13 protein-coding genes are annotated in these 13,819 nt (G+C 58.6%); 6 read left to right on the top strand and 7 right to left on the bottom strand.

Translation table 11 applies throughout. The annotated features are described in order from the left end of the window. Positions 1–33: 33 nt before the first annotated feature. The 4 genes from ACFVTJ_RS20660 to ACFVTJ_RS20645 are packed head-to-tail and all read right to left on the bottom strand — an operon-like array spanning position 34 to position 4,238. The gene (locus ACFVTJ_RS20660; protein ID WP_386910469.1) at positions 34–1,266 is read right to left on the bottom strand and encodes an ABC transporter substrate-binding protein; all 1,233 of its coding nucleotides are present in this window, start codon (positions 1,264–1,266) and stop codon (positions 34–36) included. A gap of 38 nt (positions 1,267–1,304) precedes the next feature. Then, positions 1,305–2,162: a carbohydrate ABC transporter permease gene (locus ACFVTJ_RS20655; RefSeq protein WP_386910468.1), complete on the bottom strand. Its 858-nt coding sequence runs from the start codon at positions 2,160–2,162 to the stop codon at positions 1,305–1,307. Further along, on the bottom strand, positions 2,159–3,043 hold the full coding sequence (locus ACFVTJ_RS20650; RefSeq protein WP_386910467.1) for a carbohydrate ABC transporter permease: 885 nt from the start codon (positions 3,041–3,043) through the stop codon (positions 2,159–2,161). Before ACFVTJ_RS20650 ends, ACFVTJ_RS20655 begins: the two co-directional genes overlap by 4 nt. A 13-nt stretch (positions 3,044–3,056) precedes the next feature. Beyond that, positions 3,057–4,238, bottom strand: a complete 1,182-nt coding sequence (locus tag ACFVTJ_RS20645; protein WP_386910466.1) for a Gfo/Idh/MocA family protein — start codon at positions 4,236–4,238, stop codon at positions 3,057–3,059. A 440-nt stretch (positions 4,239–4,678) separates the two neighbouring features. Between ACFVTJ_RS20645 and ACFVTJ_RS20640 the strand changes: the two genes are divergently transcribed. From ACFVTJ_RS20640 to ACFVTJ_RS20625, 4 genes are read left to right on the top strand one after another with little or no spacing between them, the layout of a single operon-like run. Beyond that, positions 4,679–5,431, top strand: a complete 753-nt coding sequence (locus ACFVTJ_RS20640) for a GntR family transcriptional regulator (protein WP_386910465.1) — start codon at positions 4,679–4,681, stop codon at positions 5,429–5,431. Positions 5,432–5,455: 24 nt separating this feature from the next. Beyond that, positions 5,456–6,478: an SIS domain-containing protein gene (locus tag ACFVTJ_RS20635; RefSeq protein ID WP_386910464.1), complete on the top strand. Its 1,023-nt coding sequence runs from the start codon at positions 5,456–5,458 to the stop codon at positions 6,476–6,478. Continuing rightward, positions 6,475–7,641 (top strand): N-acetylglucosamine-6-phosphate deacetylase, encoded by a 1,167-nt coding sequence (gene nagA, locus ACFVTJ_RS20630; RefSeq protein ID WP_386910463.1) that lies wholly within the window; start codon positions 6,475–6,477, stop codon positions 7,639–7,641. The genes ACFVTJ_RS20635 and nagA overlap by 4 nt, the downstream gene beginning before the upstream one ends. Positions 7,642–7,644: 3 nt before the next feature. Further along, a complete protein-coding gene (locus ACFVTJ_RS20625; RefSeq protein WP_386910462.1) occupies positions 7,645–8,571 on the top strand; it encodes an ROK family protein in 927 nt (308 codons plus the stop codon). Positions 8,572–8,576: 5 nt separating this feature from the next. Here ACFVTJ_RS20625 and ACFVTJ_RS20620 read toward each other — a convergent pair whose 3' ends face one another. Together ACFVTJ_RS20620 and ACFVTJ_RS20615 are read right to left on the bottom strand one after the other, a co-directional pair. Further along, complete coding sequence (locus ACFVTJ_RS20620) at positions 8,577–9,833, bottom strand: FAD-dependent oxidoreductase (protein ID WP_386910461.1); 1,257 nt, start codon at positions 9,831–9,833, stop codon at positions 8,577–8,579. Positions 9,834–9,865: 32 nt separating this feature from the next. Next, entirely contained in the window at positions 9,866–10,567 is a 702-nt protein-coding gene (locus ACFVTJ_RS20615) for a phosphatase PAP2 family protein (RefSeq protein ID WP_386910460.1), read from the bottom strand. 130 nt (positions 10,568–10,697) lie between these two features. Between ACFVTJ_RS20615 and dxr the strand changes: the two genes are divergently transcribed. Continuing rightward, entirely contained in the window at positions 10,698–11,891 is a 1,194-nt protein-coding gene (dxr, locus tag ACFVTJ_RS20610) for a 1-deoxy-D-xylulose-5-phosphate reductoisomerase (RefSeq protein ID WP_386910459.1), read from the top strand. A gap of 34 nt (positions 11,892–11,925) precedes the next feature. Here the strand turns inward: dxr and hemA are convergent, their stop codons facing one another. After that, complete coding sequence (hemA, locus tag ACFVTJ_RS20605) at positions 11,926–13,143, bottom strand: 5-aminolevulinate synthase (protein ID WP_386910458.1); 1,218 nt, start codon at positions 13,141–13,143, stop codon at positions 11,926–11,928. 369 nt (positions 13,144–13,512) lie between these two features. On the opposite strand from hemA, the gene ACFVTJ_RS20600 reads away from it, so the two are divergent. Beyond that, positions 13,513–13,764 (top strand): YMGG-like glycine zipper-containing protein, encoded by a 252-nt coding sequence (locus tag ACFVTJ_RS20600; RefSeq protein WP_004443753.1) that lies wholly within the window; start codon positions 13,513–13,515, stop codon positions 13,762–13,764. Positions 13,765–13,819 lie beyond the last annotated feature (55 nt).

Genomic DNA, 13,819 nt, shown 5'->3' with positions numbered 1-13,819 from the left:
GGTCTTTCGCCCGCATCCCCTAGTCAGGAGGTCTTATTTGTACTGCTCGAGAGCACCGGATGCCTTCTTTGCGGCATCTTCCGGAGTTGCTTTGCCTGTCACGACAGACTGCACCATCTCGATCATCACGTCCTGGAAACCCTTGTAGTCTGTGAAGAGCGGCTCAGGACCACCATAGGCGATACCGTCGATCAGCGGCTTCCAGAAGGGATCCTTTGCAACGAATTCATCGACCTTGGCGGACGGGCGCAGCGGGGTCAGGCCAGCGCCGCCCTGCAGCTCGTATTCACCCTGCGGACCGGGGGACGTGATGAACTTGGCGAATTCGGTCGCCTTTTCTTCCACGCCGGTTCCCTTGAAGATCGCAAGGCTGTCGGTGATGAGCAGCGTGCCGGGACCTTTGGCTTCAGGGCCAAGCGGCAGGGTTGCGATGCCCCAGTTGATCTTGGTTGCCTGCAGACGGGTTGCAGCACCCGAACCGGCCTGGATCATACCGACCTTGCCATCAAGGAAGATGGCGCGGATTTCGTTCTGCTCATAGGCCGTCGGGCCTTCGACGGAATAGGGCGTGATGTCCTTATAGGCCTTGAGAGCTTCGAGCACCTGGGGGCTGTCGACGGTAATCTTGTCGCCATCGATCACCTTGCCATTATTGGTGTAAACCCAATGCATGAACTGGTGCATGGTGTTGTCGAAGGTCTTGGCCGGCAGGCCGTAACCGGCAATACCGGTCTTTTCCTTGATCTGCTTGGCAAAGGCGATCTCTTCAGCCCAAGTCTTCGGCGGCACTTCCGGATCGAGGCCAGCCTTCTTGAACAGATCCTTGTTCCAGTAGAGCGCCTTGGTCGAGAAAGCGACCGGCACGCCCCACTGCGTGTCTTCGAAGGTGACCGTGTCGACGATGTTGGGATAGTAGGTCTTCTTTTCGTCTTCCGTCATCGGCACTGGAACGATCAGATCGTTCTGGGCGAACTGCTTCAGCGTGCGCGAGCCGACATAGGCCATGGCGACCGGCGTGCCGGCGGCAGCGAGCGTAGTGGCCTTGTCCTGGCACTGTTCCCAGCCGACGACCTCAGGCACGACCTTCCAGCCGGCATTCTTGCCTTCCCATTCCTTGATGTATTTCTCGTGGATCGGGTCCATCTTGTCGCCGCAGTAGATCCAGCTGATCTCCTTGTCGGCGGCATGTGCCGTCACCGTGCCAAGGGCGGTGGAACCGGCAAATGCGAAGGCGCAGAGCGCCAAACCGTAATGTTTCAGTGCCATTGTAGTCTCCCGTTTTGGTGGTCGTTCCGGTTATTGCTTTATTTCACCGCGCCGGCGGTCAGCCCGCCGACGAGATATCGTTGCATCAGGAAAATCGCGATCATTGCTGGCGCGATGCCGACGAAGCTCGCCGCCATCAACTCGTTCCACACCACTTCCTGCCGGCCAAAATAGGCAAACAGGCCCACCGGCAACGGCATATATTCGGTCTTGGAATTGAAGGTCAGGGCATAGATGAACTGCTGGGCATAGGCCTCGATGAAGGACGAGATGGCGACGACAGCGATGCCCGGCGTTGCTATCGGCAGGACCACGCGGCGCAGCGTGTAGAGCCGGCTCGCGCCATCCACATAGGCAGCCTCTTCCAGTTCGCGCGGTATGCGGCGCATATAGGTTACGAGAAGCAGGATGCCCGTCGGGATGATGAAGGCGACGCCGGGGATGATCATCGCGAAATAGGTGTTCAAAACCCCGATGGATCGCATCAGCCGGAAAAGCGGTATGAGCAGCACCGCGCCAGAGAACATCTTCACCGCCAGGAATATGCCCAGCAACAGACCGGCTCCCTTGAACTCGAAACGCGCGAAAGCGTAGGAGGCAGGAATCACCAGCACGAGTACGATCAGCGTGATGCTGCCGGCGATAAAGAAGGAATTGAAGATATAAATCGCAAAGCCGGGAACGCTGACCCACATCGTCCGGTAGGCCTCAAACGAACCATTCTCGGGCCAGAATTTGTAAGGCGACGAGAAAAGCAGGCTGAGCGGCTTCAGGGAAACCAGAAAACCTTCCACAAAGGGGGCCAGAACGAAGGTCAGGAACACGGCAACGCCGCAATAAATCCCGACCATTTCATACCAGGTGTAGCGGTTGATCCTCGCATGTTTGTCGGTCATCGGGTGGCCTCCTGCGAGAAACGGCTGGTGATGCGGAAATAGAAGAAGGTGAAGATCGACAGGAAGATACAGATCAGCACGGCGCGCGCGGCACCTTCGCCATATTTGTAGGCCCCGATCGCCGTCTTATAGGTGTCGATGATCATCGTCGTGGTTTCGCCATTCGGACCACCGCGCGTCAGAATCCAGATGATATCGAAGGAATTGAACGTCGAAATCAATGACAGGACGGACATGGTGATCATGGCCGGCAACATCAGCGGCAAGGTGATGCGGCGGAAGCGATAGGCGCGGCTTGCGCCATCTGTCCAGGCCGCTTCGTAGAGGTCCTGCGGAATGGATTGGATGGCGGCCAGCAGATAAAGCGTCACCATCGGCACGCCGATCCACACATCGGTCACGATCGTCGCCCAGAAGGCGGTTCTGCCATAGGCAAGGAAGGCGACGGGGCCATCCACCAGGCCGAGATTCTGCAACACCCCGGAAATCATGCCGAACTGGCCATTATACATCCAGCCCCACATGAAGATGCCGATAGCCATCGGCACGATCCATGGCGGCATGGTCAGGATGCGGAAAATCGCACGGCCGGGGACGGCCGAATTCAACAGCACTGCACCGAATGTGCCGATGATCATCTTTATCGAGACGGAAAAGAACGTCCAGATAAAGGTCCGCGTGATGACATCGGCAAAAGTCGCGTTGAAAATCTTCTCGTAATTGATGAAGCCAACCCAGTTCGTCACTTTCTTGAGCGACGCGTCGGTGAACGACAGGATGAATGTGTCCACCAGCGGGTAAGCAACGATAAGCGTGATGTATAAAAGCGCCGGGACGAGAAGAAGCCAGGCGAAAATGACTGCGCTGCGTTTGGCATCCATCGCGCAGTCCCCCTCAAGCCGATTTCGCGGTGGGGGAATGCGTCTGACCGTGCAGCGCCAGATCGTACTCCTCCCAGACCGGTTTCAGATCGACCACTTTGCGGCCATGGCGCGCCTCATCCATGGCAAGCGCCAGAATGCCGGCCTCGATCGCATCGAGGGCGGAAACCGGCAAGGGCGTACCCTTGACGATATGGGCGATGACGTCCTCTGCCATCTGCTCGTCCGCGCCATAATGCTGCGAGAGCGTGGTCGCCGCAGAATAGGTCTTGGCGACCGTCTTCTCGTTGGTACGGGCATTGTGCACGTTGAGGAAACCGCGCACAAAATCGCCTTCCGCCATGCCCTTGGCGCCGATCACGCAGAAGCGGCGGAAATCATCGGGAACGTTCAGATTGGTATGGAAGGCGAGCGATGCGCCATTTTCATATTCTACGATCGCCGTCTGGTAATCGATGATATCGCCATCACTGTCAAAGACCTTGTCGGACCCCATCCAGCCACTCGGCTTGCGATGGTAGACCTCCATGTCGTTGATGCCGTCATTCTGCGGCGCGTTTGCGGGCGTGAAACTCTTGCGACCGCCGAAGCTCGAGACGAAACGCGGCCGCGCGCCGACAACACCATTGTAAAGATCGAGATCGTGGCAGCATTTCTCCAGCATGAAGGAACCGGAATAGTGCTCGTAACGCCGCCAGTCGCGCATGAAGAACGCGCCGTGATAGGGCGGAATATGTTCGGAAGCCTCGATGGAAACGACATCGCCAAGCTTGCCTTCCGCCTGCGCGGCGCGCAGGTCGCGGTAAAGCGGCGAGTATCTGAGCACGAGACCGACCAGCAGCCGCTCATGACCATGCTTGTTGAGCAGCCGGGCGAGCTCAAGGCTTTCCTCGATGCTGACGACGATTGGCTTTTCGGAGAAGATGGTGCAGCCGGCCTCGAGACCGAGACGAATGTGGTCCAGATGCATGTGGTTCGGCGAGCCGATCATCAGGAGATCGAATTTCTCATTGGCGATCAAGGCCTCGGGGGTGTCATAAGCCTTTCCGGCCGAGATGCCCTTCTCCTGCAAACCAGGCAGGCCTGCCGGCGCCGGATCGACATAACCGACGATCTCGAAATCCTTGTCGATCTCATGAAAAACGTAGCCCAGATAACCGAGACGGAATCCGAGTCCGATAATTCCCACCTTCATTAACTTTGTTCCCTGCTCATTCGTAAATAATTTTCGCAGAAGCAGCCGTTTCTACGTCGGCCATTCAGTTATCTGCGATAATTTCCAACCATGATGAAATTAGTTTTCAAAACGGTCAAGCAAAATTCGATTTACTCTGGCAAGTCACGGATAAGAAACCGATTCTTCCAGGCCAGCGGGATGCGCAACAGCTATTCACCGGCAACCGATGCCAAAACAATACCAAAAAAATGCCAATCGTCCAGAGCAATTACAGCGATGGGAAAATTTTTTTGGTTAATGCGAAAATTTCGGTCATATGGCCTTAATTTAAGGCACAGGAACGAAAAAAGCTCCGATCAACCATACAAGTTCGCTAATGGTTCTATTTTGGTATTGCTGATCGCGCCTTCTGTGATATAGCCACAGGCAGCCATATCGGATTGTGACAGAGGTTATGGATGAACGGGGCAGCGCTAAATCTGGACGACCTGCAATCAGGCGGTGGCCCGCTTTACCTGAAACTGCGCCAGACGATTGAAGACGCCATCAATGCCGGTCGCCTGAAACATGGCGACGCCTTGCCGCCGGAGCGCGATATTGCCGAAAGCGCCTGCGTCAGCCGTGTGACGGTCCGCAAGGCTGTGGACGACCTCGTCCGCGACGGCCTTCTCGTCCGCCGGCATGGTTCGGGCACGTTTGTCGTCAAGCCGATCACCCGCATGCAGCAGCCCCTGACCAAGCTTACCTCGTTTACGGAGGATATGCGAAGGCGCGGCATGACAGCGAGCACCCGCTGGCTGGACAGGGGCCTCTTCCACCCGACCGGCGACGAGATGATGGCGCTCGGCCTTTCCCAATCCGCCATGGTGGCAAGGCTTACGCGTCTGCGCCTTGCCAATGACCAACCGATCGCACTGGAAGTCACCAGCCTGCCGGGTGATATTCTGCCCGATCCGCAACTGGTGGAAAACTCCCTCTATCTGGAGCTTGAGAAAAGCGGCATTCGCCCTGTGCGCGCCATTCAGCGCATCTCCGCCCGCAATCTCACGGATGAGGAAACCCTGCTGCTTGGGGTTCCGCTTGGCTCGGCAGCGCTCTCCGTTCAGCGCATGGCCTATCTGGAAAGCGGGCGCCTCATGGAAATATCCCGCGCACTTTACCGCAGTGATGCCTATGACCTCGTCGCCGAACTGACGATGGGTCCAGAGTGAAACATTGACCAAGGACACGAAACAATGACAACCCTGATGCGCCAGGAAATCGATGAGATTCCCGATGCTGTCGCCCGCCTGCTGGACAATGCCAATGCCGACTTTCACGAAGCCGGCGCCAAACTGAAAGCCCGTGACCCGGCCGTTATCGTCACCATCGCGCGCGGCTCGTCGGACCACGCCGCACATTTCCTTAAATATGCCATCGAATTGCAGACCGGTTTGCCAGTCGCTTCGCTCGGTCCCTCGCTCGCCTCCATCTATCAGACAAGGCTGCGGCTGGACCGCGCGGCTGCCTTTGCCGTCTCTCAATCAGGCAAGAGCCCCGACATCGTTGCCCTCGCGCAAAGCGCCCGCAAGGGCGGCGCGCTCACCTTCTCGCTCGTCAATACTTTGCCTTCTCCTCTGGGTGAGGCAGCCGATCATGCCATCAATATCCAGGCGGGACCGGAGAAAGCCGTGGCGGCGACCAAATCCTTCGTCAACTCCATCGTCGCTGGCCTCGCAATCCTTGCCGAATGGACGGAAGACAGCCTGCTTGCCAAGGCCGTCAGCGCCCTGCCGAAGAATTTCGCCAAGGCCATCGCGCTTGACTGGAGCCATATCGGCGAGGCCGTGAAGGGCGAAGAATCGCTTTACATGCTGGGCCGCGGTCCGGCGCTGGCCATTGCCGCGGAAGCTGCGCTGAAATGCAAGGAAACCTGCGAGCTGCATGCCGAAGCCTATTCCTCGGCGGAAGTCATGCATGGCCCGGTCTCGCTGGTGGCGCCGCAATTCCCCGTCATCGCCTTCGCCGCCCGCGATCGTGCCGAAGCTTCAGTCACGGATATCGCCGCAGGTCTTGCTCATAAGGGCGCGAATGTATTCGTCACATCCACAAAGGGTGGCCCGGCCAAACCCCTGCCCTTCGTGGAGACCAACCACCCGCTGACCGATGCATTGCTGCTGATTGCGCCGTTTTACGGGTTCATCGAACAATTGTCCCGCGCACGCGGCTTCAACCCGGATGCACCCGTGGCGCTGAAGAAGGTAACGGAAACCCAATGAGCGGCATCAAGGCATTTGTCGGCGCCCGCATTTTCGATGGCGCCGCATGGCACGACGGCAAGGTGCTCGTGGTCGGCGATGGGCACATTGCTGCCGTCTCGGACGGCGTGCCGGCCGAAGCCGAGATGATCGATGTGAAGGGACTGCTCATCGCGCCCGGCTTCATCGACCTTCAGGTCAATGGCGGCGGCGGGGTGATGTTCAACAACCAGCCTGACGTCGAAGGTATTGCCCGCATCTGTTCCGCTCATGCCAGGTTCGGCACGACGGCGCTGATGGTCACGCTCATTACCGACCGGCCGGATGTGACCTCGAAAGCGGCAAAGGCGGGTGTTGCCGCCGGCCAGAAGCAGGTGCCGGGCTTTCTGGGCCTGCATTTCGAAGGGCCGCATCTTTCCATCGCACGCAAGGGAACGCATGACCCGGCGCTGATCCGCAGGATGGAAACGGCCGATCTTGCCGTTCTGACCGGCTGCAAGATGGAGCTTGCCTTCGTGATGACGACGATTGCCCCTGAAAACGTGACCGAGGAGCAGGTCGCAGCACTCAGAAAAGCCGGCATCACCGTCAGCCTCGGCCATACCGATACCGGCCTCGATGTTGCAACGGCCTATACTGAGGCCGGCGCTTCCATGGTGACACATCTTTTCAACGCGATGAGCCCGCTTGGCCATCGCGAACCGGGTCTGGTCGGCGCCGCCCTTTCGAACGGCCGGCTGGATTGCGGGCTGATCGCTGATGGATTTCACGTCGATCCTGCTGCCATTGGCATCTCGCTCCGCGCCAAGAACGGCCCCGGCCGGATTTTCCTCGTCACCGACGCCATGTCGACGATCGGCACGGATGATGATGGTTTCGAACTGAACGGCCGACGCGTCTATCGCAATGGCGGCCGGCTGACGCTTGAAGACGGCACGCTGGCGGGGGCGGATATAGACATGCTTTCCTGCGTCCGCTTCATGCATGAAAAACTGGAAACGCCATTGGAAGAAGCTTTGAGGATGGCATCCGCTTATCCTGCGCAGGCCGTCGGCGCATCGGATAAGGGAAAACTCCTGCCCGGTTTTGATGCCGATTTCGTTGTGCTGACGCCCGACCTCCAGATGCATTCAACCTGGATCGGTGGAAAGAAGATTTACGATGCCGCGCATTCCGGAGTGTGAACCATGATCGTTTGTTTCGATATTGGCGGAACGACCATCAAGGGCGCTATTGCCCATGCACCGGACGATATTCGCCCCGTGCCACGCATACCGACGCCTAAGACCAGTTTTGAAGACTTCGCCGCCGGCCTCAAATCCGTCATCGATGTGAGCGGCGGCACACCCGGCTGCGTGTCGTTATCGATTGCCGGCGTGCTCGATCCCGACACCGGCCAAGCTACCGTTGCCAATATTCCGAGCATTCATCGCCGGGTCTTGAAGGACGAGCTGGAAAAAGCCCTCAACCTACCCGTCATCGTGTCGAACGACGCGGATTGCTTCGTGATCGCCGAATCGGAAATCGGCTCGGGTCAGGGCCACCGCGTGGTTTTCGGGGTTATCCTCGGAACGGGTGTCGGCGGCGGCCTGGCAATCGACGGCAAACTCATCAACAGCCATGGCGGTTTTGCCGGCGAATGGGGACACGGCCCCGTGGCCGCGACACTGGCCGGAAATCCACCGGTCTCGCTGCCCCGCTTCGAATGCGGCTGTGGCCTTACCGGCTGCGTCGACGCCATCGGCAGCGCCCGCGGCATGGAAAAGCTGCACGTGCATCTGCACCGGCAGGAGAAGACCAGCGAGGACATTATCGACGCCTGGCAGGCGGGCGACGCAAAAGCCGCCAGAACCATCGACGTTCTCATCGATATTCTCGCCTCGCCGCTGGCGATGATGATCAATGTGACCGGCGCGACCATCGTGCCGGTGGGCGGCGGGCTTTCGAATTCGCGGGAGCTTCTCGCCGCATTGGATGAAGCGGTCAGGGCTCGCATCCTCAGACGTTTCGACCGCCCGCTGGTCGTGCCTGCCATCTGCCGCATTGAGCCGGGGCTGATCGGATCAGCCGTTATCGGGTTGAAATATGCGCAGGAGATCGCACGCTCGTCCTGATGGCCTCACGGTGTCTCGATCTTTTCCCGCCGGAAACCCAACCCCACCAGCCGCCCCGTCAGGTGGGAAAGAAGCGGAAACCGCATGATCGCCCGCACGAAGGCAGGAGGGCCTTTGGGCCTCTCCGCTCTTTCCTCGTGCCCTTTCTTGCGACCGATACGCATCATGCGCTGCAGAAACTGCGTGGCCTTGGTCGGAAAAGACCGCCGCTTTTCGATTGCGGCAAGATCATCGTCACGAATGGAACGGCCGGACAGCAGCACCGGCACCAATATATTGGCAGCGGCAACCGCATCCTGAATGGCCAGATTGACGCCGACGCCGCCGACCGGCGACATGGCATGGGCCGCATCACCGATGCAGATCAGGCCAGGTTTCCACCAGCGTTTCAGACGGTCGATACGAACGGTCAGGAGATGCACGTCGTCCCAGCTCTTGATCTCCTCAAGCCTTTCGCGGGGGAAAGGGCAGATTTCCGCGACCCGGTCCCGGAAAGCTTCGAGCCCCTCCAACTTTATGTCGGCAAAAAATCCCTTTCGCACCACATAACCGCATTGCCAGTAGTCACCGCGGTTGATCATCACGAAGCCCTGCCGCGAACCGGCGTGGCCCATGGTTTCGGTCGGATCGCCAGGCTGTTTTGAAAGGCGCAGCCACAGCACCTCGGTCGGAATTCCAAAGCGCTGGACCTCGAGCCCCGCCGCCTCGCGGACGATGGAGTTGCGGCCATCCGCACCCACCACCAGATCGGCAGCGATCTCGACCACGCCATCAGGCGTTTCGAGGGTGAGACCACCGACGCGCCCACCGTGTTCAATAAGGCCCGTGACCGGCGCGTTCATCAGCAGGCGAAAATTTTCATATTGGCCTGCCTTGCCGACGATGAAATTGAGAAAATCCCACTGCGGCATGAAGGCGATGAAACGATGCCGGACGGGCAGACGGGAAAAATCCGCAATCGTGACGCGTTCGCCGCCAATAACCGCGTTCAAACGCGGCGCGCGCGTATGCGGAAGGCTCAGAAACTCATCGATGAAGCCGAGGTGTTCCATCAGTTCAAGCGTGGAAGGATGGATCGTGTCGCCGCGAAAATCGCGCAGAAAATCGCCGTGTTTCTCGACGACGACAACATCGATACCGCTGCGGGCAAGCAGCAGGCCGAGCATCATGCCTGCCGGTCCACCACCGGCCACGGCAATGCGGGTGCGGATGTTCCGAACGGCCTTGCCGTCCCTTTCACGCAAGACCTCTTCGCTTTCCATTACCGTCCCCCGTCACGTCCCGTTAAAGGCCTCTATCTTACGTCCGCCGCGGGAAGGGTCGCATTTTTCGGCTGCGGCCAGCCCTGTGCATCGAAGCGAAACAGCATTTCGGACCGTGCGAAGATAAAGGCGAATGCCATGGCCGTCCACATGCCGAGAAACAACCCGGCCGCGACGTCGCTTGGGTAATGGGCACCGACAATGACACGCGAAACACCGATCACGAGGGCAAGCAGGAGAAATGCCCAGCGGAAGCGCGGCATCAGCATGGCGAAAACACCAAAAAACGCCCCGGCAGCCGTCGAATGGCCGGAAGGGAAACTCTCATACAGATTATCGCCGGTAAAAGGCGTGAGGCTGTAGGCGCCCATTTCCAGAAAAAGCTCAGGCCGCGCCCGCCCGATCAGAAATTTCAGGGTATGGACAAGAATACTCGCAGTGCCGATCGTCAGGAAAAAATAGGCGAGAAGTCGCCATGCCGTTCGCAACCGCCCTGAATAGGTCTGCGCCTGCAGGACACGCGCGGCGACATAAGCGAGAATAGCGAGCGCACCCGTGGAATAAAGCATCCAGCGGAAAGTTCCGAAATCGGTAATCGCTCGATTGAAAGTAACTACTCGGCCGGGCAAGGCCTGCGCAGTTTCGGAAAGGCGCGGATCGAAAGGAATGAAAACCAGAACCAGCACAAGGCTTGCCACAAAAATCCAGCCGCTGGAAACCACGAAACGTCGCATCGACATCCTCTTATCATTTTCTTGCATATGGCTTTGCGCCTCGCAAAAACAATAGCCTGGGCTTTGTCCTTGTTATGGCGGGTTTTCGCGGGTAGAGCCTAAATCTGCCAAATAAACCGACGGGCTGAAAATGACGAATGCCAGTGAACTGCCACGCAAGCTGACCATATTGGGTTCGACGGGTTCGATCGGCACCAATACGCTGGATGTCGTGCGTCAGCTGGGCGGCCGCGATGGGTTTGAGATCATGGCTCTGACCGGCGCGGGAAACATCGCGCTTCTGGCGGAACAGGCGCGGGAATTTGGTGCACAGCTCGCGGTCACGGCCGAAGATGACAAATACGAAGAACTGAAATCAGCCCTTGTCGGCACTGGCATCAAGGTCGCGGCGGGCAAGGCCGGCCTTGAAGAGGCCGCTTCGATGGCGGCCGACTGGGTCATGGCGGCAATCGCCGGCACTCCCGGCCTCGCGCCCACATTGACTGCCGCCCGGCGTGGTGCCGATATTGCACTCGCCAACAAGGAATGCCTGGTTTCGGCTGGCGATGTTTTTCTGCGCACGATCAAACAGGGTGGCGGCAGGCTGATCCCGGTCGACAGCGAACACAGTGCGATATTCCAGTGCCTGACGGGTGAACACAAACAAGCCGTGGAGCGCATCGTGCTAACGGCCTCCGGCGGGCCGTTCCGTACCTGGTCGCGGGACGAGATGGCCAACGTGACGGCCGATATCGCCCGCGCCCATCCTAACTGGTCGATGGGGCTAAAAGTTTCGATTGGCAGCGCCTCCATGTTCAACAAGGGGCTGGAAATGATCGAGGCGAAATATCTCTTCGATCTCAGGCCAGATCAGGTAGAGGTGATCGTCCATCCGCAGTCGATCATTCATTCGATGGTGGGCTACACCGACGGTTCCTATATCGCCCAGCTCGGCGCGCCGGACATGCGCACAGCAATCTCTTATGCCCTCACCTATCCGCACCGCGGCAATCTGAATGTCGAGCGGCTGGATTTCGCAAAACTGGCGCGGCTCGATTTCGAAGCGCCGGATGAAGCCCGTTTCCCGGCGATTCGACTGGCCCGCACGGCGCTGGAGCGCGGTGGTCTACAAGGTGCGGCCCTGAATGCCGCTGAAGAAACTGCATTTCACGCCTTCGTTGGAGGCAATATCGGCTTTCTCGATATGGCCGAGATCGTCGAAACGGTCATGGACCGCCTGCATGACGGCCGGTCTGCGACGACGATTGAAGACGTGTTCGCAGCGGACGAGGAAGCCCGTCGTCATGCACTGGAAATCATCACCACAAAAGAAAAGGCCGCGTAAACGCGGCCCGGTCTCCCCAATCTGAACGACGGCCTTACGCCACCGCACGCGCCAGTGCGCAATGCGACCAGAGCTGATGCAGCGCGCCGACGAGATGTTCGATATCGGCATCGGTATGCAGCGGGGTCGGGGTAATGCGCAGGCGCTCGGTCTTGCGCGGCACCGTCGGGTAATTGATCGGCTGCACATAGACGCCGTGATTATCCAGCAGGATATCCGAAATCCATTTGCACTTGGCGGCATCGCCCACCATGACCGGCACGATGTGGCTTGGATTGTCCATATGCGGAATACCGCGCGCATCGAGAAGGCCGCGCAGCTTGCGCACCCGGTCCTGATGGCGGGCGCGCTCAAAGGGGCTGGCCTTCAGATGCTGGATCGAGGCAATGGCACCGGCGGCAAGCGACGGCGGCAGGGCCGTCGTGAAGATGAAGCCGGAGGCAAAAGAACGGATGAAATCGCAGACCGCTGTGGAGCCGGCAATATAACCGCCCATCACGCCGAAGGCCTTGCCGAGCGTACCCTCGATGATCGTCAGGCGATCCATAAGGCCTTCGCGCTCGGCAATGCCGCCGCCGCGCGGCCCATACATGCCAACGGCATGAACTTCGTCGAGATAGGTCATGGCGCCGTAACGGTCGGCAAGATCGCAAATTTCCTTGATCGGCGCGATATCGCCATCCATGGAATAGACGGATTCGAAGGCGATCAGCTTCGGCGCGTTCGGATCGGCAGCCTTGAGCTTCGCCTCGAGATCTTCAAGGTCATTGTGCTTCCAGATCACCCGCTCGCAACGACCGTAACGGATGCCCTCGATCATCGATGCATGGTTGAGCGCATCCGAGAAGATGATGAGCCCCGGAATTTTCTGGCCGAGCGTGCCGAGTGTCGCCCAGTTGGACACGTAACCCGAGGTGAAGATCAGCGCCGATTCCTTACCGTGCAGATCGGCAAGTTCCTGTTCAAGAAGGACATGATAATGGTTGGTGCCAGAAATATTCCGGGTGCCTCCCGCACCCGCGCCACAGTGATCGATGGCGGCCTTCATGGCTTGGATGACTTTCGGGTTCTGGCCCATGCCGAGATAGTCGTTGGAGCACCAGACCGTGACGTCCTTGCGCTCGCCATTGGCGTTGTACCGTGTCGCGCGGGGGAAATTGCCCTGCTGGCGTTCGATATCTGCAAAAACGCGATAGCGCCCCTCAGAATGCAGGCTCTGCAGTTCCGTCGTGAAAAATGCCTCGAAGTCCATGCCATGCTCCAGAATTGACCAGACCGTTTTCTGCCCCGGCACCGGGACCGTCAACCCTTTGGGCCCACTTTAACCGTGTCTGCGTCAATTCGCCGTTGTTTTGAACCATTCCAATAAACCGTTTATAGACACTGATGAAAAGCACAAAATTGATTCACATCAAAAAACCGGAATTTTGGAACCTTTTTCGCGCCGCGCCGTTGTTTGGGGCACAATCGATTTACGCTCGCAGGAATGCCTCAAGTCTAGGCTTCCCTAAACGATATCGAATTGTTAGTTATCTGTGGCGGTCGGAGGTAGCAGTCGCCGCAGATAAATATGGGACGCCTACCGAGCCAAAGAGCTCATTGTAACGTTGGAGAGAGTTTCATGAAAAAGGCAATCATATTTGCGCTGGTCGGCCTGTCGCTCGCAAGCTGCACGCAGACTGAAAAGGGTGCTTCGATTGGTGCCGTTTCCGGCGCCGTTATCGGTGGCGCGGTCACTGGCAACGTTCGTGGTGCAGCTGTTGGCGCAGCGATCGGTGGCGTCGGTGGTGCTTTGATTGGCAACGCTTCCGAGCCGGGCTACTGCTATTATCGCGACCAGTACGGTCAGCGTTACACGGCACGTTGCCGCTAATCGCATCGCGAAATACCGTTGCACAGAAGCCCCGGTCACCCGGGGCTTTTTGCGT

This window comes from Agrobacterium sp. NPDC058088 (assembly GCF_042885035.1).
Classification (GTDB): domain Bacteria; phylum Pseudomonadota; class Alphaproteobacteria; order Rhizobiales; family Rhizobiaceae; genus Agrobacterium.
The sequence above is the reverse complement of the archived record's forward strand: the minus strand, read 5'-3'. Positions and strand labels throughout refer to the sequence as shown.

What these genes read in the sequence shown, in the direction of transcription:
- ACFVTJ_RS20660 (WP_386910469.1), bottom strand. Translation starts at nt 1,266, where the DNA reads ATGGCACTGAAACATTACGGTTTGGCGCTCTGCGCCTTCGCATTTGCC.
- ACFVTJ_RS20655 (WP_386910468.1), bottom strand. Translation starts at nt 2,162, where the DNA reads ATGACCGACAAACATGCGAGGATCAACCGCTACACCTGGTATGAAATG.
- ACFVTJ_RS20650 (WP_386910467.1), bottom strand. Translation starts at nt 3,043, where the DNA reads ATGGATGCCAAACGCAGCGCAGTCATTTTCGCCTGGCTTCTTCTCGTC.
- ACFVTJ_RS20645 (WP_386910466.1), bottom strand. Translation starts at nt 4,238, where the DNA reads ATGAAGGTGGGAATTATCGGACTCGGATTCCGTCTCGGTTATCTGGGC.
- ACFVTJ_RS20640 (WP_386910465.1), top strand. Translation starts at nt 4,679, where the DNA reads ATGAACGGGGCAGCGCTAAATCTGGACGACCTGCAATCAGGCGGTGGC.
- ACFVTJ_RS20635 (WP_386910464.1), top strand. Translation starts at nt 5,456, where the DNA reads ATGACAACCCTGATGCGCCAGGAAATCGATGAGATTCCCGATGCTGTC.
- nagA (WP_386910463.1), top strand. Translation starts at nt 6,475, where the DNA reads ATGAGCGGCATCAAGGCATTTGTCGGCGCCCGCATTTTCGATGGCGCC.
- ACFVTJ_RS20625 (WP_386910462.1), top strand. Translation starts at nt 7,645, where the DNA reads ATGATCGTTTGTTTCGATATTGGCGGAACGACCATCAAGGGCGCTATT.
- ACFVTJ_RS20620 (WP_386910461.1), bottom strand. Translation starts at nt 9,833, where the DNA reads ATGGAAAGCGAAGAGGTCTTGCGTGAAAGGGACGGCAAGGCCGTTCGG.
- ACFVTJ_RS20615 (WP_386910460.1), bottom strand. Translation starts at nt 10,567, where the DNA reads ATGCGACGTTTCGTGGTTTCCAGCGGCTGGATTTTTGTGGCAAGCCTT.
- dxr (WP_386910459.1), top strand. Translation starts at nt 10,698, where the DNA reads ATGACGAATGCCAGTGAACTGCCACGCAAGCTGACCATATTGGGTTCG.
- hemA (WP_386910458.1), bottom strand. Translation starts at nt 13,143, where the DNA reads ATGGACTTCGAGGCATTTTTCACGACGGAACTGCAGAGCCTGCATTCT.
- ACFVTJ_RS20600 (WP_004443753.1), top strand. Translation starts at nt 13,513, where the DNA reads ATGAAAAAGGCAATCATATTTGCGCTGGTCGGCCTGTCGCTCGCAAGC.